Below are 24234 nucleotides of genomic sequence, written 5' to 3'. Positions count from 1 at the left end.
AATCGGCTGCCAGGCAGGCGACACTGCTGCCGTCCGGATCCTGCGTGATTTGGGTGCAAGCGTTTCTCCATTCCCTCTGGAATGATTGGGTAAGGCGGCCATTACAGGCCGCCTTTTTTTTGTCCGCAGGGGGGCGGTCGCTGCCGGAGCGAGCGGTTGCGGCAATACCCGGCAACACTCCGGGGCCGCGCCGGCCGCTGCTGGTTTTTGTTGGCGGCTCAGGGGTTTAGCCGGGTAAGGGCAAGGTAAATAGGCGGTAAAGAGGCTTTGCTTAGTAGCCGCCACTGCTTATCGTTCAGGCTTCCCCAGCCAGCGATGCGCACCATGTCCGAGACTCCCACAACAGCCCATTCGCCGCAAGCCGTCCGCCGTCAGTGGCAGATCGGCCTCGGCCTGCTCGCCGGCATCATCGTCCTGCTCTGGTGGTTCTGGCCCAGCGCGCCGGAGCCGCAGGGCGGCGGGCGCTGGCGCGACGGTGGGCCGGTGCCGGTGCGCGTGGCCAGCGTCAGCCGCGGCGACTTCCCGGTGGAGTTCAAGGCCCTGGGCACGGTGACCGCCTACAACAGGGTCAACGTGCGCCCGCGGGTCGACGGCGAGCTGGTCAAGCTGCTGTTCGCCGATGGCCAGCGGGTCGAGGCCGGCGAGCTGCTGGCGCAGATCGACCCGCGCCCCTACGAGGTGGCGCTGCAGCAGGCCCTGGGCGTGCAGCAGGAGAACCAGGCGCAGCTGCGCAACGCCGAGATCGACCTGGCCCGCTACCAGGGCCTGTATGCCGAGGACTCCATCGCCAAGCAGACCCTGGATACCCAGCAGGCGCTGGTCAACCAGTACCGCGGCACGCTCAAGAGCAACCAGGCGGCGGTCGCCGAGGCGCGCCTGAACCTGGATTTCACCCAGGTCCGCGCGCCCATCGGCGGACGCCTGGGTCTGCGCCAGGTGGATGTTGGCAACCTGGTCAGCGCCAGCGACAGCCTGCCGCTGGTGGTGATCACCCAGACCCAGCCGATCTCGCTGCTGTTCACTCTGCCCGAGGCCGAGCTGCCCGCCGTCCTGCAGCAGTATCGCGGCGGCCAACCGCTGCGGGTCGAGGCCTGGGACCGCAGCGACAGGATCAAGCTGGCCGAAGGCCAGCTGGCCAGCCTGGACAACCTGATCGACACCGCCACCGGCACGGTCAAGCTCAAGGCGCGCTTCGACAATGCCGAGGAGCTGCTGTTTCCCAACCAGTTCGTCAACGTGCGCCTGCGCGTGCAGGTGCGCGAGCAGGTCAATCTGATTCCCGCCGCGGCGGTGCAGTTCGGCGCGCGCGGCACCTTCGTCTATGTGGTCGATGGCGACAGCAAGGTGCAGGTCCGGCCGATCGTGGTCGGGCCCAGCGACGGCGAGTCGACCCTGGTCGAGCGCGGCGTCGAGCCCGGCGAGCGCCTGGTGCTCGAAGGCACCGACCGGCTGCGCGACGGCAGCCTGGTCGAGGTGCTCGGTGACGCTGAGGCGCCGGCCACCGTGCAGGCCGTGCCTATGGGGCGCGAGGACGCATGAACGCCTCGCGCCTGTTCATCCTGCGGCCGGTCGCCACCACCCTGATCATGCTGGCGATCTTCCTCAGCGGCCTGATCGCCTACCGCCTGCTGCCGGTGGCGGCGCTGCCGGAGGTGGATTACCCGACCATCCGCGTGCTGACCCTGTACCCCGGCGCCAGCCCGGAGGTGATGACCAGCGCGGTGACCGCGCCGCTGGAGCGCCAGTTCGGCCAGATGGCCGGCCTGCAGCAGATGTCCTCGACCAGTTCCGGTGGCGCCTCGGTGATCACCCTGCGTTTCAACCTGGAGGTGGAGCTGGACGTCGCCGAGCAGGAGGTGCAGGCGGCGATCAATGGCGCAAGCAACCTGCTGCCCGGCGACCTGCCGGCGCCGCCGGTGTACAACAAGGTCAACCCGGCGGACACCCCGGTGCTGACCCTGGCGGTCAGCTCCGCCAGCCTGCCGCTGCCGCAGGTCTACGACCTAGTCGACACCCGCCTGGCGCAGAAGCTGGCGCAGACCACCGGCGTCGGCCTGGTCACCCTGGCCGGCGGCCAGCGCCCGGCGATCCGCATCCGGGTCAATCCCGAGGCCCTGGCCGCCTACGGCCTCAACCTGAGCGACGTGCGCAGGCTAATCACCGCGAGCAACGTCAACCAGCCCAAGGGCAACTTCGACGGCCCGACCCGGGTCTCGCAGCTCGACGCCAACGACCAGTTGACGTCGCCGCAGGAATACCGCGAGCTGATCCTCAGCTACCAGGACGGCGCGGCCCTGCGCCTGGGTAATGTCGCCGAGATCAATGATGGCGCCGAGAACCTGCGCCTGGCGGCCTGGGCCGACCGCAGCGAGACGGTGCTGGTCAACGTCCAGCGCCAGCCGGGCGCCAACGTGATCGAGGTGGTCGAGCGCATCCAGGCCCTGCTGCCGAGCCTCACCGAGGGCCTGCCGGCCAGCATCGAGGTGCGCCTGCTGACCGACCGCACCCAGACCATCCGCGCCGCGGTGAAGGACGTGCAGCACGAGCTGCTGCTGGCCATCGCCCTGGTGGTGCTGGTGACCTTCCTGTTCCTGCGCAAGCTCTCGGCCACCCTGATCCCCTCGATCGTGGTGCCGCTGTCGCTGATCGGCACCTTCGCTGTCATGTACCTGGCCGGCTTCACCCTCAACAACCTGACCCTGATGGCCCTGACTATCGCCACCGGCTTCGTGGTGGACGATGCCATCGTCATGCTGGAGAACATCGCCCGCCACCTCGAGCAGGGCGAGACGCCACTCAACGCCGCGCTCAAGGGCGCCAGGCAGATCGGCTTCACCCTGATCTCGCTGACCCTGTCGCTGATCGCCGTGCTGATCCCGCTGCTGTTCATGGCCGACGTGGTCGGCCGGCTGTTCCGCGAATTCGCCATCACCCTGGCGGTGGCCATCCTGATCTCGCTGCTGATTTCCCTGAGCCTGACGCCGATGATGTGCGCGCGCCTGCTCAAGGCCGAGCAGGGCGAGGGCGAAGGGCGTTTCTACCGGGCCAGCGGCGCCTTCATCGACGGCCTGATCGCGCGCTATGGGACCTGCCTGAAGTGGGTGCTGGCACGCCAGGGCCTGACCCTGCTGGTGGCCATCGCCACCCTGGGCCTGACCGTGGTGCTGTACCTGGCCGTGCCCAAGGGCTTCTTCCCGGTGCAGGACACCGGCGTGATCCAGGGCATCTCCGAGGCGCCGCAGGCGATCTCCTTCCGCGCCATGAGCGAACGCCAGCAGCGCCTGGCCGAGGTCATCCTGCAGGACCCGGCGGTGGCCAGCCTGTCGTCCTACATCGGCGTGGACGGCGACAACCCGACCCTCAACAGCGGCCGCCTGCTGATCAACCTCAAGCCCCATGCCGAACGGGACCTGAGCGCCAGCCAGGTGATCGAGCGCTTGCGCCCGCACCTGGCGCGCCTGCCTGGCATCGAGCTGTATTTGCAGCCGGTGCAGGACCTGACCATCGAGGACCGGGTCAGCCGCACCCAGTTCCAGTTCAGCCTGGAGTCCCCGGACCTGGCCCTGCTCGAACAGTGGGTGCCCAGGCTGGTCGATGCCCTGGCCCGCGAGCCGGTGCTCAGCGACGTCGCCAGCGATCTGCAGAACCGCGGCCTGCAGGTCTACCTGGCGATCGACCGCGACGCCGCCGCGCGCCTCGGGGTGAGCATCGCCGACATCGACGACGCGCTCTACGACGCCTTCGGCCAGCGCCAGATCAGCACCCTCTACACCCAGGCCAGCCAGTACCGGGTGGTGCTGCAGAGCCAGAACGCCGGCAGCATTGGCCCGGCGGCGCTGCGCCAGATCCACGTGGCCGGCGCCGACGGCAGCCAGATCCCGCTGTCGTCGCTGGCACGGGTCAAGGAGCGCGCGGCCAGCCTGCTGGTCAACCACATCGGCCAATTCCCTGCGGCCACGCTGTCGTTCAACCTGGCCCCGGACGTCTCGCTCGGCGAGGCGGTGGCGGCGATCGAGCGGGTGCAGCACGAGATCGGCCTGCCGGCCGGCATCCAGACCCGCTTCCAGGGCGCGGCCCAGGCGTTCCGCGCCTCGCTGTCGAGCACATTGCTGCTGATCCTGGCGGCCATCGTCACCATGTACATCGTCCTCGGCGTGCTCTACGAGAGCTACATCCACCCGATCACCATCCTCTCGACCCTGCCGTCGGCCGGCGTCGGCGCCTTGCTTGCGCTGCTGCTGACCGGCAACGACCTGGGCCTGATCGCCATCATCGGCATCATCCTGCTGATCGGCATCGTCAAGAAGAACGCGATCATGATGATCGACTTCGCCCTGGAGGCCGAACGCCAGCAGGGCATGGACCCGGAAGAGGCAATTTACCGCGCTGCGCTGTTGCGTTTCCGCCCGATCCTGATGACCACCCTGGCCGCGCTGTTCGGCGCCGTGCCGCTGATGCTGGCCAGCGGTTCCGGCGCCGAGCTGCGCCAGCCGCTGGGTCTGGTGATGGTCGGCGGGCTGCTGCTCAGCCAGCTGCTGACCCTGTTCACCACGCCGGTGATCTACCTGTACTTCGATCGCCTGGCGCGGCGCCTGAGCGGGCGCAGCGCGGCGGGCCTGGTCGTCGAGCGATGAACCTGTCCGCGCCCTTCATCCGCCGGCCGGTGGCGACCCTGCTGTTGAGCCTGGCCATCCTCCTGGTCGGCGGCGTCAGCTTCGGCCTGCTGGCGGTGGCGCCGCTGCCGGCGATGGACTTTCCGACCATCACCGTGCAGGCCAGCCTGCCCGGCGCCAGCCCGCAGATCATGGCCTCCAGCGTGGCCACGCCGCTGGAACGCTCGCTCGGCACCATCGCCGGGATCAGCCAGATGAACAGCCGCAGCAGCCAGGGCAGCACGCGGATCATGATCCAGTTCGACCTGGACCGAGACATCAACGCCGCGGCGCGGGAGGTGCAGGCGGCGATCAACGCGGCGCGCGAACTGCTGCCCAGCGGCATGCGCAGCATGCCGAGCTACCGCAAGATGAACCCGTCGCAGGCGCCGATCATGGTGCTGTCGCTGACCAGCGAGGTGCTGGGCAAAGGCCAGCTGTACGACGTCGCCTCGACCATCCTGGCGCAGAAGCTGGCGCAGGTCGGCGGGGTCGGCGAGGTGTCGATCGGCGGCAGCTCGCTGCCGGCGGTGCGCGTGGCGCTGGAGCCGCGCCTGCTCGACCAGTACGGCATCGCCCTGGACGAGGTGCGCCAGGCCATAGTCGCGGCCAACGTGCAGCGGCCCAAGGGCGCGGTGGAGGACGCCCAGCGCCACTGGCAGCTGCAGGCCAGCGACCAGCTGGAGCAGGCCGCCGACTACCTGCCCATGATCATCCGCTACCAGGACGGCGCGGCGGTGCGCCTGGGCGACGTGGCGACGGTCACGGACAGCGTGGAGGATCGCTACAACAGCGGCTTCTTCAACGACCAGCAGGCCGTGCTGCTGGTGATCAACCGGCAGAGCGGGGCCAATATCATCGAGACCATCGCCGGCATCCGCGAGCAGCTGCCGGCGCTGCGCGCGGTGATCCCGGCCAGCGTCGACCTGCAGGTGGCGATGGACCGCTCGCCGGTGATCCGTGCCACCCTGCACGAGGCCGAACGCACCCTGCTGATCGCCGTGGCCCTGGTGATCCTGGTGGTGTTCGCCTTCCTCGGCCGCTGGCGGGCGGCGCTGATCCCGGCGCTGGCGGTGCCGGTGTCGCTGGTCGGTACCTTCGCCGCCATGTACCTGCTGGGCTTTTCCCTCAACAACCTGTCGCTGATGGCGCTGATCATCGCCACCGGCCTGGTGGTGGACGACGCCATCGTGGTGCTGGAGAACATCTCGCGGCACATCGAGGCCGGCGAGACGCCCATGGTCGCGGCCTTCAAGGGCGCCCGCGAGGTGGGCTTCACCCTGCTGGCGATGAACCTGTCGCTGGTCGCGGTGTTCGTCTCCATCCTGTTCATGGGCGGCATCGTCGAGCGGCTGTTCCGCGAGTTCTCCATCACCCTGGCGGTGGCCATCGTCATCTCCCTGCTGGTCTCGCTGACCCTGACGCCGATGCTCTGCGCCCGCTGGCTGCGCGGCGCCCGGGCCGAGCAGCAGCCGGGCCGCTGGCAAGCCCTGGGTGCGCGGCTGCAGGCGCGGGTGCTGGGCGCCTACCAGCGCAGCCTGGACTGGGCCTTGAACCACTCGTTGCTGATGCTGCTCAGCCTGCTGGCGACCATCGCCCTGAACCTCTTTCTGTTCGTCAGCGTGCCCAAGACCTTCATGCCGCAGCAGGACACCGGCCAGCTGATCGGCTTCGTGCGCGGCGACGACGGCCTGTCGTTCCAGGTCATGCAGCCGAAGATGGAAACCTTCCGCCGCGCACTGCTGGCGGACCCTGCGGTGGACAGCGTGGCCGGCTTCATCGGCGGCATCGGCGGGATCAACAATGCCTTCGTGCTGGTGCGACTCAAGCCGGTGGCCGAGCGCCAGCTGTCGGCCCAGGAGGTGATCCTGCGCCTGCGCAAGACCCTGCCCAAGGTGGCGGGCGGGCGGCTGTTCCTGATGCCCGACCAGGACCTGCAGATCGGCGGGCGCGAGGGGCGCAGCTCGGAGAACGAGTTCATGCTGCTGTCGGCCGATCTCGACCTGCTGCGCCAGTGGCTGCCCAGGGTGCGCGAGGTCCTGCGCGCGCTGCCCGAGCTGACCGATATCGACGCCCAGGAAACCGAGGGTGCCCAGCAGATCCGCCTGCAGGTCGACCGCGCCCAGGCCCAACGCCTGGGCGTCGACATGGCCATGGTCACCGGCGTGCTCAACAACGCCTTCAGCCAGCGCCAGGTGTCGACCATCTACTCCAGCCTCAACCAGTACAGCGTGGTGCTGGAGATCAACCCGCAGTACGCCCAGCACCCCGAGGCGCTGGGCCAGATCCAGCTGATCACCGCCGCCGGCGAGCGCGTGCCGCTGTCGAGCTTCGCCCACTGGGAGCGCAGCATCGAGGAGGATAGGGTCAACCACCAGGGCCAGTTCGCCGCCGAGAACATCGGCTTCGCCGTGGCCGAAGGGGTCAGCCTGGAGCAGGCGACCCAGGCGATCGAGCGGGCGGTGGCGCGGCTCAATCTGCCCAGCGAGGTGCAGGGCGTGCTGGGCGGCACCGGCGGCGCCTTCCAGCAGACCCAGCAGAACCAGCCGTGGATGATCCTGCTGGCCCTGGTGGTGGTGTATATCGTCCTCGGGGTGCTCTACGAGAGCTATATCCACCCGCTGACCATCCTCTCCACACTGCCCTCGGCCGGGGTCGGCGCCTTGCTCGCCCTGCAGCTGCTGCATACCGAGTTCAGCCTGATCTCACTGCTCGGGCTGTTCCTGCTGATCGGCATCGTCAAGAAGAACGCCATCCTGATGATCGACCTGGCCCTGCAGCTCGAACGCGGCGAGCGCCTCAGCCCGCAGGAATCGATTCGCCGCGCCTGCCTGCTGCGCTTCCGGCCGATCATGATGACCACCCTGGCGGCGCTGCTGGGCGCCTTGCCGCTGATGCTGAGCAGCGCCGAGGGCGCCGAGATGCGCCAGCCGCTGGGCATCACCATCGTCGGCGGGCTGATCCTCAGCCAGCTGCTGACCCTCTACACCACCCCGGTGGTCTACCTCTACCTCGACCGCCTGCGCCACCGGGTCAACCGCTGGCGCGGCGTGCGCAGCGATGCCGCCCTGGAAACCCCGCTATGAAGCCTGTGATGCCCACCCGACGTTCCCTGGGCCTGATCGCCCTGAGCCTGCTGTTGGCCGGCTGTAACCTGGGTCCGGACTACCGGCGCCCGGACCTGAACACGCCGGCGCAGTTCAAGCCGGTCGCGGGCTGGACCCAGGCCGCGCCCGCCGATGCCCTGGCGCGCGGCGCCTGGTGGGAGCTGTATGGCGATGCCGAACTCAACGCGCTGGTCGCCCGCCTGAACCTGGACAACCAGAACCTCGCCGCCAGCGCCGCCCAGTACCGCCAGGCCCGAGCCCTGGTGCGCGGCGCCCGGGCCGCCTTCGCGCCGACCCTGGCGGCCAGCGCTGCGGCAAGCCGGGGCGGGCAGGGCGCCGGCAGCAGCTCGAGCGACAACGCCGGCGGCGTCGCCAACGGCTACGAGCTGGGCCTGAATGCCGCCTGGGAGCTGGATGTCTGGGGCATGTTGCGCCGCTCGCTGGAATCGAGCCAGGCCGGCTTCGAGGCCAGCGCCGCCGACTTCGCCGCGCTGCGCCTCAGCCTGCAGGCCGAGCTGGTGCAGAACTACCTGCAGCTGCGCGTGCTCGACGAGCAGCGGCGCCTGCTTGACGCCACGGTATCGGCCTATGCCCGTGCGCTGCGCCTGACCGAGAACCAGTACCGCGCCGGCATAGTGCCAAGGTCGGATGTCACCCAGGCACTGACCCAGCTGCGCGGCACCGAGGCCGAGGCCATCGACCTCGAGTGGCAGCGCGCGCAGCTGGAGCATGCGATCGCCGTGCTGGCCGGCGTGCCGCCCAGCGAGCTGAGCATCACCGCCGTCGAGCAGTTGCCGGCGCTGCCCAGTGTCCCGCTGGCCGTGCCCTCGCAGCTGCTGGAACGCCGCCCCGACGTGGCCGCTGCGGAACGCCGGGTGATCGCCGCCAACGCCGAGATCGGCGTGGCCGAGGCCGCCTGGTACCCGGACCTGAGCCTGTCGGCCAGCGGTGGCTACCGCGGCAGCAGCTTCGCCCACTGGGTCAGCCTGCCCAATCGTTTCTGGTCGCTCGGCCCGGACCTGGCCCTGAGCCTGTTCGACGGCGGCGCGCGCCGCGCCGAGCTGGCGCGCAGCGAAGCGGCCTACGAGCGGACGGTGGCGCAGTACCGCCAGGCCGTGCTCGACAGTTTCCGCGAGGTCGAGGACCAGCTGGTGCAGCTGCGCGTGCTGGAGCAGGAGGCGGGCGTGCAGCAGCAGGCGCTGGAGGCGGCGCGCGAGTCGCTGCGCCTGATCGAGAACCAGTACCGCGCCGGCACGGTGGACTTCAACAGCGTGGTCGGCGTGCAGGCCACCACCCTGAGCAACGAGCGCACACGCCTGACCCTGCTCGGCAGCCGCCTGAGCGCCAGCGTGCAGCTGATCGCCGCCCTGGGCGGCGGCTGGCCGGGTCTCCCGCCAACGGTCGGACCGGAGCCGCGCTAGCCGTCTATTCCGGCCGCTGCGCCTTTGTCGTCTGGCCACTGGACGGCGTCCAAGTCTGAGCTAGGGTACTAACTGAGTACTAGAGCACGGTACAAGGACTGGTCTATGGACAGATACCCGGTATTGCCATTCTGGCTCGCCGGTCAGCCTCTCGCGGTCGCCCTCGCCCAGGTGGTGCGGGTACTTCCGGCGCTGCACTGCACCCCTTTACCGGGGGCGCCAGAGACGATTTGCGGCCTGGTCAACCTGCGCGGTCAACTGCTGCCGGTGGTGGACCTGGCCCGTCGTTTCGGCTGGAACGCGCCGCCGCTAGCCTTGTGGCAACCCTTCATCTGGCTGACCAGCAGCACCCGGGAACTGCTCCTGCCGGTGGAGCGGGTGGAAGCGGCCAGCAGCTGCGGGGTCGCCGACTTCACCCCGGCACCTGACCCGCGGGTGCCCTCCGGCCTGTTGCGTGGTGCAGTGCGCAGCGGCGAGGGGCTGCTGCTGATTCAGGATGTCGAGCAACTGCTCAGTCAGGCCGACGAGGATCGGCTGGAGGCGCTGCTGGCGGCCCGGGAGGCTGGCGATGATGGCGCGAGTTGAGGCCGATTGCTCGCCGCGCCTGCTGGCGGCCCTGAGCCACAAGGTATTGCAGCACCTGGGCATGGATTTTACCGGCCCGCGCAGCGCCGACCTGTTGCGCCGCCTGCAGCAGTTGGCGTTCGATCAGCAGGTGGCGGATGTACCGCGCTGGCTGCAGGAGCTGGCCTTCTCCGACTGGGACGCCTCCCGGGTGCAGCAGCTGGTCCCGGCCTTCACCGTCGGCGAGACCTATTTCCGCCGCGACCTCGAGGCATTCGATTGGCTGCGCGTGGCGCACCTGCAACCGCTGCTGGCGCGTCGGCGTGCCGCCGGACGGCACCACCTGCGCCTGTGGAGCGCCGGCTGCTGCACCGGCGAGGAGGCCTATGGCCTGCTGTTCCTGCTTGACGAGCTGCTCGGCGAGGAGCGCGAGCAGTGGTCGCTGGAGCTGGTCGCGAGCGACATCAACACCGGCTTTCTCGCCCGCGCCGAGCAGGCCGTCTATGGCCGCAACGCCTTTCGCAGCAGCGACGAAGGGTTTCGCAACCGCTATTTTCAGGCCGAGGGCCGGCAGTGGCGGGTGCGTCCGGCCTGGCGCGGGCGTATCCGTTTCCTGCCATACAACCTGGCCGATGCGCGGCTGGCGCCGGCCCTGGCCGACGCCGACCTGATCCTGTGCCGCAATGTGCTGATGTACTTCTCGCCGGCCCGGGCCCTGGCCGCGCTGCGGCGTCTGCTGGCCAGCCTGAGCGGCGAGGGGCTGCTGCTGCTGAGCGCGGTGGAGGCGGGCCTGGCCACCCAGGCGGGCTTGAACGGGCACTGGGCAGGTAGCAACTACGCATTGCGGGCCGGCGCTCGCCAAGCGGTTGGCGAGGGACCGCCGGCCTTGCCGGCCGGCTTCGCTCCGGCATTGCCGACGTTGCCCGCGGTTGGTCAGCCGGCGGGCTCTTGCCCACCGCCACTGGCGCCGCTGCCAAGTCCGCCTGCGGCCATCCGCCCCGCCGCCGAGAGCGCTCAGGTGCACAGGCTGCAAGCGCCCCGTGAGGGCCAGGCCGAGCGCGATTGGCAGCTTGCCGGTCAGGCCCAGGCCGCTGGCCGCCCGGTGCAGGCGCGTGAGGCGCTGCTCAGCTATCTACGCGAACCAGGGCTCAGTCAGCTGCAGCAACACCAGGCCTATCTGGCGCTGGCACGGCTTTGCGCAGACCAGCGCGAGCTTGTACAGGCCGGCGACTGGCTGCAGCGTGCCCTGGCCCTGGATTCCAGTGCACCGGCGGCGTATTGGCTGCAGGCGTTACTGGCTCAGCAGCAGGATGAAGTCACGGCGGCCCTGCTGGCAGTGCAAAAGGCGCTGTACCTGGATCCCGCGTTTATCCTTGGCCACTTCCTGCGCGCCCGCCTGTTGCGCGCCTTGGGCCGCGCCGAGGCCAGCGACAAGGCCCTGCGGGTCTGCCGCGAGCTGCTTGAGGCCGAGGACGCGCAAGCGCCGCTGCCGCTGGGCGACGGGCTGAGTTGCGGCCAGCTGCTGCGTCTGTGTCAGCAACTGCAGGAGGGAGGCTGCCCATGTCCGAGTCCCTGAAGGATCAACAGCGCTGGGAACAGATTCATCAACGTCTGGCCCAGTTCGAACGGCGTCTGGCCGAGGGGTTCGCCCTCGACCCCGAGGAACGAGACCGGCGCCTGCAGGCACGCAGCCGGCAATGGGCCGCGCCCCTGGCGCAGGAACAGGACGAAGACTGGCTCGAAGTGCTGAGCTTCAGCCTCGGCGGCGAGCATTACGCCATCGAGAGCGAGCACGTCGCCGAGGTACTGCCGCTGGCGCAGTACACGCCGCTGCCGGGAACGCCGCCCTATGTATTGGGCATCGTCAATGTGCGCGGGCACATCGTCTCCCTGCTGGATCTGCGGGTGCTGTTCGAACTGCCCCTGAGCGGCCTGGCCGACAAGAACTTCATGGCGATACTGCGCGATGCGCAGATGGAATTCGGCCTGCTGGTCGACCGGGTTCAGGGAACTTCGCGTCTGCGCCGGACAGAGTTGCAGACCGAACTGGCCAATCTGACCGGTGTGCGCGCCGCCTACCTGCTGGGGGTGACGGCCGAGCAATGTACGGTGCTCGATGGCGCACGCCTGTTGGCCGATCCCCAGTTGCGGGTGATGGCCGAGGATTAACAATCAAGGAGATCGGGATGGGCAGGTTTCTCAACCTGGGTATCGGCAGCAAGCTGATCGCCGCCTTCGTGGTGCTGATTGTCGGCTTCGGCGCCTTGCTGTTCAGCAGCCTGGAGCGCTTCGCCAGCCTGCAGGATGTCGAGGAACAGCAGTTCCGCCGACACTATCAGCGAGTCTCGGAGGTCAAGGAGCTGCGTCTGAATATCGCGGCTCAGCGTACCGACCTGATGCAGGTCATCAACCAGGAGGCACAGGCCGAGCTGGCGAGCATAGAGGACGCCATCCGTCGACGTACCTCGGAGAACGATCGTTTGGTCACGCGCCTGCAGGAGGCGGCCGGCGAGGACGAGGAGTTCGCCAGTACCCTGGAGGACATGCTGGCGGTGCGCGCCGTCTTGGCGCAGACCCGCGAGCAGCAGCTGAACCTGATCCGTGCGGGCGCCTTCGAGCAGGCTCGCCAGTTGAGTGCGGGCGTGCAACTGGAGCGCATGAACCGGATTCATGAGCTGGGTCTGGAGTTGTCCAGACTCACCGATAGTCGCGTCGCCGCTGCCCTGGCGCACTCCCGCCAGGCGCTGCAGATGCAACGCGATCAGGTATGGCGCCTGAGCCTGCTGCTGGTCGGTGCCAGTGCCTTGCTAGCCTGGCTGCTGAGCAGACATATCGCCCAGCCGCTCGCGCACCTGACCGCCTTGGCCGAGCGCATCGGTCGCGGTGAAATCCCCAAGGAAGTGGCCGCCAGTGAGCGCCGGGACGAGGTGGGGCGCCTGTCCCAGGCGTTCGTCGACATGAGCCAGTACCTGCACGAACTGGTGCGGGAAATGAACGAAGGCATCAGCGTATTGGCCTCCTCCAGCGAGGAAATTCTCGCCGCCACCAGCCAGGTGGCCACCAGCACCCAGGAAACCGCCACGGCCATCAGCGAAATCGTCACCACGGTCGAGGAAGTCAAGCAGACCGCAGTGCTGGCCGGCAGCAAGTCGCAGACGGTGGCCGAGAGTACCGAGCGCACCCGCCAGGTGGCGTTGAGCGGGCGCGAGGCGGTGGAGGAAGCCCTCAGGGGCATGGAGCAGATCCGCGAGCAGATGCAGGCGGTGGCCGAGAGCATCATGCGCCTGGGCGAGCAGAGCCAGACCATCGGCGAGATAGTGGCCACGGTCAGTGACCTGGCCGAGCAGTCCAATCTGCTCGGGGTCAACGCCTCGATCGAGGCGATGAAGGCGGGCGAGGCCGGCAAGGGCTTCTCGGTGGTGGCCCAGGAGGTCAAGGCCCTGGCCGAGCAGTCGAAGCAGGCCACTGCCCAGGTGCGCGGCATCCTCGGTGAGATCCAGAAGGCCATGACCAAGGCGGTGCTGCTGGCCGAGCAGGGCAGCAAGACGGTGGAGACCGGTTACGAACGGGCACAGTCCAGCGGCGAGGCCATTCGCACCCTGAGCAGCAACATCGAGGCGTCCAGCGAGGTGGCCCTGCAGATCGCCGCCACCAGCCAGCAGCAGATGGTCGGCATGGACCAGATCGTCACGGCCATGGCCAGCATCCGCCAGGCCAGCCAGGACAACGTAGGCGGTACCCAGCAGGTCGATCTGGCGGCGCGCAACCTGCATCAGCTGGGCATGAAGCTCAAGGGTTTGGCGGGTAAGTTCACTCTACAGAGCGATGGCAACCATGATTAGCACGGAGTGCGGGGGCGCAGGTGTGGCCCGGCTGAAAGGAGGAGCGAGCATGCTGGAGAGAGTCGCCAATCTGCGAATTGGTAGCAAACTGGTCATCGTTTTCGCTGCCCTTATTCTGGGGTTTGGCGCCCTCCTAATCACCTCGTTGGCACATTTTGCTGAACTGCAAGAGGCCGAGGTCAAGCTATTTCAGCGAAATTTCCAGCGAATATCCAAGGTCAAGGAGTTGCGCATAAACATCACCGCCCAGCGTGCCGAGTTGTTGCAAGCCATGGCCGATATACAGGGCGAGGGCCTGAACGCTCGGGAGAAGACGATCTCGCAGCTGGCAAGGGCTAGCGACCGCCTGTTTGACGAACTTCGCGCCGACATAGCGGCGGATAGTCAGATTCGTGGCCTGCTCGATCAGCTGTTCAGCGTGCTCAGCGCATTCGTGCAGACTCGCGACCAGCAGTTGCTCCCATTCATCCGCAACGGTCAGTTGCGGCAAGCGGAAGCGCTGGCGCTCGGCGTGCAGCTCGAGAGAATGGTGCAGATCAACGAAATTGGACAGCGATTGACCGAACTGACCGAGCGGGCCATGGATCAGGCCGTGGTGCGAGCCAGAGAGCAAGGAGCATATCAGCGTATGGAACTTTCGCTGATCGGGCTGGCCGTACTGGTGTTCGGCATCATCCTGGCCTGGCAACTTAGCCGGCACATCGCTCAGCCGTTGGCGCACCTGACCGAGGTTGCCGAGCAGATAAGTCGTGGAGAAATCCCTGGAGAGCTGAATAGCGGGGGACGCCGTGACGAGGTCGGGCGGTTGGCCCAGGCCTTCGCCCAGATGAGCCAGTACTTGCTAAACCTCGCCGGCAAGGCTGAGTTGCTTGCCCAAGGTCAGTTGGGACGGGACGATCAGCCGGTATCAGGGCGGGATGTACTGGGCTGCGCGTTTGCCACCATGCGCAATAACCTGCAGCGGCTGGCTGAGAGTGCGGAGTGCATAGCCGCCGGCGACTTGACGGTGCAGATCGCCGTATCTTCCGAACGAGACCAGTTGGGGCAGGCTTTCAAACGCATGCTGATGAGTCTCAAGCAAGTCATTCGGGAGCTCCATGAAGGCATCGCCGTACTGGCCACCTCCAGCGAGGAAGTGCTGGCGGCTACCAGTCAGGTGGCCACCAACACTCAGGAAACCGCGACGGCCATCAGCGAGATCGTCACCACTGTGGATGAGGTCAAGCAGACCGCGGTGCTGGCCAGTGGCAAGGCGCGCTCGGTGGCCGACAGCACCGCACATACCCGTGAGGTTGCCCAAGGCGGTCGCCAGGCGGTGGATGAGGCGCTCATGGGCATGGAGCAGATTCGCGAGCAGATGCAGGCGGTGGCCGAGAGCATCATGCGCCTGGGCGAGCAGAGCCAGACCATCGGCGAGATCGTGGCTTCGGTCAGCGACCTGGCCGAGCAGTCCAACCTGCTCGGGGTCAACGCCTCGATCGAGGCGATGCGCGCCGGTGAGACCGGTAAGGGCTTCTCGGTGGTGGCCCAAGAGGTCAAGGCCCTGGCCGAGCAGTCGAAGCAGGCCACCAACCAGGTGCGGGGAATTCTCGGCGAAATCCAGAAGGCCATGACCAAGGCGGTGCTGCTGGCCGAGCAGGGCAGCAAGGCGGTGGAGGCCGGCTACGCACGGGCGCGGTCCAGCGGTGAGGCGATCCGCGCCCTCGACAGCAGCATCGTCGAGTCCAGCGAGATGGCGCTGCAGATCGCGGCCACCAGCCAGCAGCAAATGGTCGGCATGGATCAAGTCGCCAACGCCATGAGCAGCATTCGTGAAGCCAGCCAGAGCAACGTCAGCGGCACGCGACAGATGGATCAGGCCACGCGCAACTTGCATGAGCTGGGCATGAAGCTCAAGGGGCTGGCGGGTCGATTCAAGCTCTGAGCTGGGTCGCAGAGCATCGGTACACGCGGTAATGCCGGGAACTAAGGAGAAACGAGAATGCTGGGAAATATCGCCAATCTACGTATCGGCAGCAAGCTGGTGATGGCTTTTGCCCTACTCATAGTCGGTTTCGGTGCACTGTTGTTCAGTTCGCTGCAGCATTTCACCACCCTGCAGCAGACCGAGGCCCAGCTGTTCCAGAGCAGTTTCGAGCGGGTGGCCAGGGTCAAGGAACTGCGTATCAACGTCATCAGCCAGCGCGCCGAATTGCTGCAGGCGATGGCCAACGGGCGGCAAGATGACGCACTGCGCCAGCACGAGCGCGCGATCGAGGCCTTGTCGCAAGCCAACGATCGTCTGTTCGAAGACCTGTTCGATGGCCTGGGAGATGACAACCAAATTCGCCTGCTGCTCGATCAACTCATCAGCGTCCGTAACGCCTTCGTCCAGACCCGCGACCAACAACTCATACCGCTGATTCGGGATGGCCAGCTGGAACAGGCCAGGGACCTGGCGCTGGGGGTTCAGCGCGAGCGCATGGAGCGCATCGACGCGCTGGGGCGGCGTCTGGCCGAGCTGACCGAGAGCAATGTACGCGCGGGCCTGACCCAGGCGGCGCAGTCGGTGGAGCGCCAGCGCCTGGAGCAGCTGTCGATAGGGGCCGTAGTGCTGTTGTTCGGCATTCTCATGGCCTGGCAGCTGAGTCGGCATATCGCCCAGCCCCTGGCGCACCTGACCCTCATGGCCGAGCGGATCAGCCGCGGAGAGATACCCAGAGAACTGCGCGATGAAAGTCGCCGAGACGAGGTCGGGCGATTGTCTCAGGCCTTCGCACAGATGAGCCGCTATCTGCTGGCCCTGGCTGCCAAGGCCGAGTACCTGGCGCAGGGCCACCTGAGCCAGGACAGCCAGCCGGTATCCGAGCAGGATGTGCTGGGCAATGCCTTCGCCACCATGCTCGGCAACCTGCGTCACCTGGTGGGCGAGCTCAACGAGGGCATCGCGGTACTCGCCTCGTCCAGCGAGGAGGTCTTGGCGGCCACCAGCCAGGTGGCCACCAACACCCAGGAAACGGCCACGGCGATCAGCGAGATCGTCACCACCGTGGACGAGGTCAAACAGACCGCGGTACTGGCCAGTGGCAAGGCTCAGGCCGTGGCCGAGAGTACCACTAGGACTCGCCAGGTGGCCCAGGGCGGACGCCAGTCGGTCGAGGAGGCGCTCAAGGGCATGGAGCAGATTCGCGAGCAGATGCAGGCGGTGGCCGAAAGCATCATGCGCCTGGGCGAGCAAAGTCAGGCCATCGGCGAGATCGTGGCTTCGGTCAGCGATCTGGCCGAGCAATCCAACCTGTTGGGGGTCAATGCCTCGATCGAGGCGATGAAGGCTGGGGATACCGGCAAGGGCTTCTCGGTGGTGGCCCAGGAGGTCAAGCACCTGGCCGAGCAGTCGAAGCAGGCTACCGCACAGGTACGCGGCATCCTCGGCGAGATCCAGAAGGCCATGACCAAGGCGGTGTTGCTGGCCGAGCAGGGCAGCAAGGCCGTGGAAAACGGCTATGCGCGGGCGCAGAGCAGCGGCGAGGCGATCCGCGCACTGGACGGCAGCATCGCCGAGTCCAGCGAGATGGCGCTGCAGATCGCCGCCACCAGCCAGCAGCAAATGGTCGGCATGGACCAGGTGGCCAGCGCCATGAGCAGCATTCGCGAGGCCAGCCAGAGCAACGTCAGCGGCACGCGGCAGATGGACCAGGCCACGCGCAGTCTGCATGAACTGGGGGTGAAACTGCAGGGCCTAGTGGCCCAGTTCAAGCTGTGAGGCCGACATGAGCCTCGACCGTAGTGCCTTGCAGCAGCGTCTGCTGGAGAGTTTCCGTATCGAGGCCGGCGAACGCCTGGGGGTGCTTGCCGATGCCCTGGCCAGCTGGCGCGAGAGCCAGGCCAGCGCCGACGCCATAGAGTCGCTGTTCCGCGAGGTGCACAGCCTCAAGGGCGCCGCCCGCGCCGTCGGCCTGAAGCCGATCGAGCGGCTCTGTCACGCCTGGGAAAGCCTGCTGGGGGCGGTGCGCGGCGAGCGCCTGGCGTTGACCCCCGAGCGGGTGGAACTGTGCCGCGGCGCCTTGCACGCGGTTCAGCAGCTGCATGCCGGCCAGGCGCCGGAGGAGGGGGTGGCCGAGCAGTGGTGCGAGCTGCTGGAGAGTGCCGCGCGGGGCGAGCAGGTGCAGCCACCGACGCCGTCGACGCTGCGCCCGGCTCCGGCAGCCGAATCCGACACATTGCGGGTGTCTGCGCGGCGTCTCGACAGCCTGTTGTTTCACAGCGAAAACCTGTTGCAGCACAAGCTCGAAGCACAGGCCTATGCCCGGCGCCTGCGCGAACACACCGCCGCCATTGACCCCCAGCGCGGCAAGCGCCTGCTCGGCGGCGGCAGCCTGCGACTGTTGCACGACCTGCTGGAAACACTGCCGCTCGTCGCGCGCGATGCGCTCAAGAATCTGCTCGAGTACCAGCAGTGGAGCGAGGCACAACTGGACCGTCTGCATTTCCAGGCGACTCATCTGGAGAAGGCGGGGCGCCACCTGTCCCAGGGCCTGACACAGCTGTGCGATAGCTATACCGGCGAATTGCAGGGCGTTCTGCTGCTGGCCGCCGGCAGCCTGATGGAGGGCTTGCCGGCCATGGTGCAGGACCTCGCCGTTGCGGCCGGCAAGCGTGTCGAACTGCACCTGGAGTTCAGCGACCTGCAGGTGGACAAACGCATCCTCGACGAGCTGCGCAGCGTGCTCACTCATCTGTTGCGCAATGCCATCGACCATGGCCTGGAAACCCCCGATCGGCGCCAAGCAGGCGGCAAGCCGGCGGTTGGACAGCTGCATGTCGAGTTGTTGCAGAGAGCGGCCGACCGCTTCGAGCTGCTGGTGCGCGACGATGGCGCCGGTATCGCCCTGGAAGCGCTCAGAGCCAAGGCCTTGAGCACGGGCCTGATCAGCCAGGAGCAGTGGTTGTCGATGAGCGACGCGGATCGCCAGCGGCTGATTTTTCGCTCCGGGTTGTCCACCAGTTCGTTGATCACCGACCTGTCGGGCCGCGGCCTGGGCATGGCCATCGTCCAGGAGACGGTCGAGCGCCTCGGCGGACGCATCGAAGTGGATTCGCAAGCGGGCCAGGGCACCTGTTTCCGCCTGCACTTGCCCATGAGCCTGTCTACCTTCCGCGCGGTGATAGTGCGCAACGCCGAACGCATCTTCGCCGTGCCGGCGTTGGCCGTGGAGCGCTGCCTGCGGCTGCCGGTCGAGGCGGTCAGGAACCTGGAGAACCGGCCCACGCTGGCATTCGATGGCCGGGTGCTGGCGGTCTGGGCGCTGGCCGACGTGCTCGGTCTGGGTAGTCAGCAGCCCGCCGAAAAGGAGCTGACGCTGCTGCTGCTCAAGGTGCAGGGCGAGCGATTCGCGTTGCAGGTGGACGAATTGCTGGGGGATCAGGAAATCACCGTCAAGAGCCTCGGGCGCCAGCTTGTGCGTGTGCGCAATCTGCTCGGCGCGACCCTGCTCGGCGACGGCCAACTGGTGCCTATCCTGCATCCGGGCGATCTCTATCGCAGTGCCCTGGCCGTCGGTTCCGGCAGTCTCGCCAGCAACCAGGTTCAACGCCAGGGCAACGGGCCGCAGCGGATACTGATCGCCGAAGACTCCTTCACCTCCCGCGGCTTGCTCAAGGCCATTCTCGAAGGTGCCGGTTACCTGGTGACCACCGCCAACGATGGCCTGGAGGCCTGGAACACGCTCAGGCAGGGGGCATTCGATCTGTTGGTGTCGGACGTCGAAATGCCACGAATGGATGGTTTCATCCTGACCAGTCGGATTCGCGGCGACCATGAGCTGTCGCAGCTCCCGGTGGTGCTGGTCACCGCGTTGCACTCGGCCGAGGACCGCGCCCGCGGCCTGGAGGCCGGTGCCAACGCCTACCTGGTCAAGAGCGGTTTCGAGCAGGACAGCCTGCTGGACGCGATTCGTCGATTGATCTGAGGGGGCTGGGATGATACGCGTACTGATCGTCGACGATTCACCGGTCATACGACTGCTGCTGCGCTCGGTGCTCGAGCATGAAGGCTTCGAGGTGCGTGAGGCGAGCAGCGGCGAACAGGCCTTGCGCCTGCTGGAAGGCTACCGACCCGATATCGTCACCATGGATGTGCATATGCCCGGCATGGACGGTTACGAAACCACGGCGCGAATTCTCGAACGCCATGCCTTGCCGGTGGTCGTGGTCACCGCCAGTGCCGACGCCTATGCCGCGGCGACCGCCATGCAGGCCCTGGAGGCCGGGGCGCTGGCGGTGCTGGACAAGCCCAGGGGCCCGGGCGAGCCGAATTTCGAGGCCTGTGTCGCCGAGCTGCTGAGCACCCTGCGCAGCATGGTGCAGGTGAAGATAGTGCGGCGTCCGCGGGGCGCGAAAAAGGCGCTCGTGGTCCCCGCCAGTCCCTCGCCGATTCCTGCGGCTCCGCGGCTGGTGGCCATCGCGGCATCGGCCGGCGGTCCGGTGGCGCTCAAGGCATTGCTGTCGCCGTTGGCCGAGCAGCCCTGGCCCTTGCTGCTGGCCCAGCATATCGCCATCGGCTTTCTGGGCAGTTTTCGTGACTGGTTGGCGAGCATCTGCCGCCTCTCGGTGCGAGTCGCCGAGCACGGCCAGGTGCTGCGGCCCGGCGTGCTCTACCTGGCCCCGGACGGCCACCACCTGGGGGTCGGCCAGGGGCTGCGCGCGCAGTTGCAGGCCGCCAGCGGCGAGCTGTACTGCCCTTCGGCCGACCACCTGTTTCGCCAGGTGGCGCAACAGCTGGGCGTTCATGGGGTAGGCATTCAGTTGTCGGGTATGGGACGGGACGGCGCCGAAGGGCTGGCGGAGTTGCGCCGGCGCGGTGCCCTGACCATTGCCCAGGAGCCTTCCAGCGCGGTGATCGACGCCATGCCGCTGGCGGCGATCAAGCTGCAGGCGGCGTGCCAGGTGCTGCCACCGGAAGGCATGGCGGCGTTGCTCAATTCGATCGCTTTACGCAGTGTGTCCCGCAGCACGGGTCCAGAAGGAGACTGACCATGTTCAGCGAAGCGGAAATCCTCATCGTCGAGGACAGCCCGACCCAGGCCACCGAACTGCAGTTCCTGCTCGAGTCGGCCGGTTGCAAGGTACGCCTGGCGCGCAACGGGGAAGAGGCGCTGGCCTGCATCGCCGAACGCCGACCCACCATCGTCATCAGTGACATCGTCATGCCCAAGATGGATGGCTATGAGCTGTGCCGCCGGCTCAAGGGCGATGAACTCACCGCCAGCATCCCGGTGATTCTGGTCACCAGCCTGGCTGATGCCCGCGACGTGGTACATGGCCTGGCCTGCGGCGCCGACAACTTCATCGTCAAGCCCTATGACGAGAAGTACCTGATGTCGCGCATTCGCTATTTCCTGGTCAATCTGGAGCTGCGCAGCAACGAACGGGTGCAGATGGGCGTGGAGGTGATGCTGGAGGGCGAGCGTCATTTCATCACGGCCGGGCGCCAGCAGATCCTCGACCTGCTGATCTCCACCTACGAGCAGGGCGTGCGCCTGAATCACGAGTTGCTGGCCAAGCACGACGAGCTGACCCGCAGCAACTCGCTGCTCAATTGCCTGTTCCACTTCACCAGCGGCCTGAGCGACGCCAACAGCGAGCGCCACGTGATCGATATGGCCCTGGGACACATTCTCGATTTTCCCAATGCGGCTGGCGCCTGGTTGTTGCTCAGCGCTGCCGACCCGGCTGGCACGAGGCTACGCGTGGCCGGTGCCCAGGGACGCGGCGAGCGTTACAGCCTGGCGCGCCTGAGTGCCTGCTCGGATGACTGCCCCTGCCGCCACGCCTGGTTCAACGATCGTCTTGCGGTGCCGAGCAATATCAGCGGCTGCCCGGTCCTGGCCGGCCTGGGCGAAGGCTGTCATGCCAGCATCCCGCTGCTGCTCGGCGGCGAAACCATCGGCATGCTCAATGTGGCACGCAACCAGGCGCAAAGCTGGCCGCAGGACGCCCTCGATGCCCTGGCCTCGATCGGCCGCCAGCTGGCCATGGCCCTGGGGCGCGTACGCCTGTTCGAGAGCCTGGAGCAGCTGGTGGAGCAGCGCACCCGGGCATTGGTGCAGAGCGAAGCCTTGCTGCGCAAGATTCTCGACAATCTGCCGGTCGGCGTCTCGGTCACCGACAGCCAGGGCCGGCTGATCCTCAGCAACCCCGAGAACGGCCTGATCTGGGCCGGATCCCAGCCCATGGCGCTGAACGAGTATGCCCGTTACCAAGGCGTCTGGGCCGAGAACGGCGAGCCCCTGCAGGGGGACGACTGGCCGATGCCACAGGCGCTGCGCGAGGGTAAGGCGCGGCGCAACGCGGTGATCGACATCCAGGCCTTCGACGCCAGGCACAAGACCATTCTCAACTCGGCAGTGCCTTACTTCGACGACCAGGGCGTGCTGCAGGGGGCTATCGCGGTAACCCAGGACGTCAGCGAACAGCGCGAGCGAGACCTGGAGCTGCGCATCCGCAACCAGGCGATGGAAGCCAGCGTCAACGCCATCGTCATCACCGACCAGCAGCAGCCCGATCAGCCCATCGTCTACGTCAACCCGGCATTCGAGCGGATCACCGGCTACAGCAGAGAGGAAGTGCTGGGGCGCAATTGCCGCTTTCTCCAGGGCCAGGAGCAGGACCAGCCAGAGCTGGGCAACATCCGTCGTGCGCTGGCGGCCGAGGAAGAAGGACGGGCGATTCTGCGCAATTACCGCAAGGATGGCTCGGCCTTCTGGAACGAGCTGCGGGTCGCCCCGGTGGTCAACGATAGGGGCAAGGTCAGCCACTTCTGCGGCATCCTGCACGATATCACCGAGGCCAAGCACTATCAGGAGGAACTGGAGCATCAGGCCAACCATGACAGCCTGACCGGGCTGCCCAACCGCAACCTGCTCAATGACCGCATTCACCAGGCCATCGCCTTCGCCGGTCGCAGCGGCCGTCAGTTCAGCCTGGCATTCATGGACATCGATCACTTCAAGGTGGTCAATGACAGCCTCGGTCACAGCGCCGGCGATCAGTTGCTGGTCCAGGTCGCCAGCCGCCTGAAAGGCTGCGCCCGGGAAGTCGATACGGTGGCACGCCTGGGCGGTGACGAGTTCGTCATTCTGCTGGCCGATGATGGGCAACTTGGCCAGCGCCTCGGCGGCCTGGAACGCTTCATGCGGGCCATCGGCGAGCCCATGATGGTCGACGGTCAGGAGGTGGTGGTCAGTTGCAGCATCGGTTTCTGCTGTTTCCCCGACGATGGCAGCGATGTCGGCAATCTGCTGCGCAACGCCGATACGGCCATGTACCAGGCCAAGCACCAGGGTCGCAACCGCATCTGCGCCTTTACCCCGCAGATGAACGAGCAGATGCAGCGGCGCCTGTTGCTGGAGCGCGATATTCGCCACGCCCTGCAGAACAACGAGTTCCAGGTGGTCTACCAGCCCCAGCTGGATCTGCGCAATGGACGCCTGTGCGGTTTCGAGGCCCTGGTGCGCTGGACCCACGCCGGCAAGACGGTGATGCCCGACGAATTCATTCCCCTGGCCGAGGAGACCGGGCAGATCGTCGGTGTGGATTTCCAGGTGTTCGATGCGGTCTGCCGACAGCTCCGGGCCTGGAAGAGCCTGCTGCTGAACGTCAGTATCGCGGTGAACTTCTCGGCCATCAGCTTCATGGCCGCGGAGTTCGTCGAGCGCGTGCGGCAGACCCTCGAGCTGCACGGGGTGGCCCCGGCGCAGGTCAAGCTGGAGGTCACCGAAACCATGCTGATGACCAACGCCGACCAGGTGCTGGCCAAGATGCGCGCCCTGATTGCCATGGGCCTGCGTTTCTCCATCGACGACTTCGGCACCGGCTATTCGTCGCTGGGCTATCTCAAGCGCTTTCCCTTCAGCGAGCTGAAGATCGATCGCAGCTTCGTCAGCGATGTCCACAATGATCCGGACAGCGCCTCGCTTGTGCGCTCGATGATCTCCATCGGCCACAACCTGGGCTTCAAGGTGATCGCCGAGGGGGTCGAAAGCGCCGAGCAACTGGGCTTCCTGCGTACGGCCGGTTGTGACGAACTGCAGGGCTACTACTATTCGCCGCCACTGCCGCCCCAGGCTTGCCGGCAGTTCCTCGAGGAGGGCAGCGAACTCAAGTTGCCGGCCCTGATGGCCGACGATCGGGAACACTACCTGCTGTTGGTCGACGACGAACCCGGCATCCTCAGAGCCCTGCAGCGGGAATTGCGTCTGGAGCACTACCGGACCCTGACCGCGAGCAGCAGCGTCGAGGCCTTGAGCCTGCTGGCGACCCACCCGGTGGATGTGGTGCTGACCGACCTGCGCCTGGCCGATATGAGCGGGGTGGATTTCCTGCGTCAGGTCAGGGGCATCTACCCGGATGTCATCCGCATGGTCCTGAGTGGTTCGACCGAGGTCGTCAACATCCTCAAGGCCGTCAATCAGGGCGTGGTCTACCGCTTCCTGACCAAACCCTGGGACGCCGACGACCTGCGCAGTCAGCTGCGCGAAGCGTTCAGCCAGCGGCAGTTGCTGGAGGACAACCTGAGGATGCGCCAGCAATTGATGGCGCAGAACCGTTGAAGGCGATCGCCCGGTAGGTGGATGAATCCCACACACCGGCCGGCTCGATCACGCGGGCA

13 protein-coding genes are annotated in these 24234 nt (G+C 67.0%); all 13 read left to right on the top strand.

Annotated elements, in window-relative coordinates; translation table 11 throughout:
• Positions 1–324 precede the first annotated feature (324 nt).
• The 13 genes from AB5S05_RS18380 to AB5S05_RS18320 all read left to right on the top strand — a co-directional run bounded on the left by AB5S05_RS18380 (position 325) and on the right by AB5S05_RS18320 (position 24175).
• Positions 325–1539 (top strand): MdtA/MuxA family multidrug efflux RND transporter periplasmic adaptor subunit, encoded by a 1215-nt coding sequence (locus AB5S05_RS18380; protein ID WP_369288975.1) that lies wholly within the window; start codon positions 325–327, stop codon positions 1537–1539.
• Positions 1536–4634: an MdtB/MuxB family multidrug efflux RND transporter permease subunit gene (locus AB5S05_RS18375; protein ID WP_369288974.1), complete on the top strand. Its 3099-nt coding sequence runs from the start codon at positions 1536–1538 to the stop codon at positions 4632–4634. Before AB5S05_RS18380 ends, AB5S05_RS18375 begins: the two co-directional genes overlap by 4 nt.
• Entirely contained in the window at positions 4631–7738 is a 3108-nt protein-coding gene (locus AB5S05_RS18370; protein WP_369288973.1) for an efflux RND transporter permease subunit, read from the top strand. Before AB5S05_RS18375 ends, AB5S05_RS18370 begins: the two co-directional genes overlap by 4 nt.
• Before the next feature lie 8 nt (positions 7739–7746).
• Positions 7747–9180 carry an efflux transporter outer membrane subunit gene (locus AB5S05_RS18365; RefSeq protein WP_369288972.1) on the top strand — a complete coding sequence of 478 codons (1434 nt, stop codon included), beginning with the start codon at positions 7747–7749 and terminating at the stop codon, positions 9178–9180.
• A 105-nt stretch (positions 9181–9285) separates the two neighbouring features.
• Complete coding sequence (locus tag AB5S05_RS18360) at positions 9286–9765, top strand: chemotaxis protein CheW (RefSeq protein WP_369288971.1); 480 nt, start codon at positions 9286–9288, stop codon at positions 9763–9765.
• On the top strand, positions 9749–11320 hold the full coding sequence (locus AB5S05_RS18355) for a CheR family methyltransferase (RefSeq protein ID WP_369288970.1): 1572 nt from the start codon (positions 9749–9751) through the stop codon (positions 11318–11320). Before AB5S05_RS18360 ends, AB5S05_RS18355 begins: the two co-directional genes overlap by 17 nt.
• Positions 11305–11913 (top strand): chemotaxis protein CheW, encoded by a 609-nt coding sequence (locus AB5S05_RS18350; protein ID WP_369288969.1) that lies wholly within the window; start codon positions 11305–11307, stop codon positions 11911–11913. The genes AB5S05_RS18355 and AB5S05_RS18350 overlap by 16 nt, the downstream gene beginning before the upstream one ends.
• A 17-nt stretch (positions 11914–11930) precedes the next feature.
• Positions 11931–13586 carry a methyl-accepting chemotaxis protein gene (locus AB5S05_RS18345; RefSeq protein ID WP_369288968.1) on the top strand — a complete coding sequence of 552 codons (1656 nt, stop codon included), beginning with the start codon at positions 11931–11933 and terminating at the stop codon, positions 13584–13586.
• Positions 13587–13608: 22 nt separating this feature from the next.
• Complete coding sequence (locus AB5S05_RS18340) at positions 13609–15510, top strand: methyl-accepting chemotaxis protein (RefSeq protein ID WP_369288967.1); 1902 nt, start codon at positions 13609–13611, stop codon at positions 15508–15510.
• 57 nt (positions 15511–15567) lie between these two features.
• Positions 15568–17328 carry a methyl-accepting chemotaxis protein gene (locus AB5S05_RS18335; RefSeq protein WP_369288966.1) on the top strand — a complete coding sequence of 587 codons (1761 nt, stop codon included), beginning with the start codon at positions 15568–15570 and terminating at the stop codon, positions 17326–17328.
• A gap of 7 nt (positions 17329–17335) precedes the next feature.
• Complete coding sequence (locus tag AB5S05_RS18330) at positions 17336–19534, top strand: hybrid sensor histidine kinase/response regulator (protein WP_369288965.1); 2199 nt, start codon at positions 17336–17338, stop codon at positions 19532–19534.
• A 10-nt stretch (positions 19535–19544) separates the two neighbouring features.
• Positions 19545–20597 (top strand): chemotaxis protein CheB, encoded by a 1053-nt coding sequence (locus tag AB5S05_RS18325; protein ID WP_369288964.1) that lies wholly within the window; start codon positions 19545–19547, stop codon positions 20595–20597.
• Between the two features lie 2 nt (positions 20598–20599).
• Positions 20600–24175, top strand: coding sequence for an EAL domain-containing protein (locus AB5S05_RS18320; RefSeq protein WP_369288963.1), 3576 nt, complete (start codon positions 20600–20602; stop codon positions 24173–24175).
• Positions 24176–24234 lie beyond the last annotated feature (59 nt).

This window comes from Pseudomonas zhanjiangensis (genome assembly GCF_041027545.1).
Classification (GTDB): domain Bacteria; phylum Pseudomonadota; class Gammaproteobacteria; order Pseudomonadales; family Pseudomonadaceae; genus Aquipseudomonas; species Aquipseudomonas zhanjiangensis.
This window is presented reverse-complemented; position numbering and strand designations above follow the sequence as displayed.

Bases quoted from the DNA above. Each gene is read 5' to 3' on its own strand.
- AB5S05_RS18380 (WP_369288975.1), top strand. From the start codon at position 325: ATGTCCGAGACTCCCACAACAGCCCATTCGCCGCAAGCCGTCCGCCGT.
- AB5S05_RS18375 (WP_369288974.1), top strand. From the start codon at position 1,536: ATGAACGCCTCGCGCCTGTTCATCCTGCGGCCGGTCGCCACCACCCTG.
- AB5S05_RS18370 (WP_369288973.1), top strand. From the start codon at position 4,631: ATGAACCTGTCCGCGCCCTTCATCCGCCGGCCGGTGGCGACCCTGCTG.
- AB5S05_RS18365 (WP_369288972.1), top strand. From the start codon at position 7,747: ATGCCCACCCGACGTTCCCTGGGCCTGATCGCCCTGAGCCTGCTGTTG.
- AB5S05_RS18360 (WP_369288971.1), top strand. From the start codon at position 9,286: ATGGACAGATACCCGGTATTGCCATTCTGGCTCGCCGGTCAGCCTCTC.
- AB5S05_RS18355 (WP_369288970.1), top strand. From the start codon at position 9,749: ATGATGGCGCGAGTTGAGGCCGATTGCTCGCCGCGCCTGCTGGCGGCC.
- AB5S05_RS18350 (WP_369288969.1), top strand. From the start codon at position 11,305: ATGTCCGAGTCCCTGAAGGATCAACAGCGCTGGGAACAGATTCATCAA.
- AB5S05_RS18345 (WP_369288968.1), top strand. From the start codon at position 11,931: ATGGGCAGGTTTCTCAACCTGGGTATCGGCAGCAAGCTGATCGCCGCC.
- AB5S05_RS18335 (WP_369288966.1), top strand. From the start codon at position 15,568: ATGCTGGGAAATATCGCCAATCTACGTATCGGCAGCAAGCTGGTGATG.
- AB5S05_RS18330 (WP_369288965.1), top strand. From the start codon at position 17,336: ATGAGCCTCGACCGTAGTGCCTTGCAGCAGCGTCTGCTGGAGAGTTTC.
- AB5S05_RS18325 (WP_369288964.1), top strand. From the start codon at position 19,545: ATGATACGCGTACTGATCGTCGACGATTCACCGGTCATACGACTGCTG.
- AB5S05_RS18320 (WP_369288963.1), top strand. From the start codon at position 20,600: ATGTTCAGCGAAGCGGAAATCCTCATCGTCGAGGACAGCCCGACCCAG.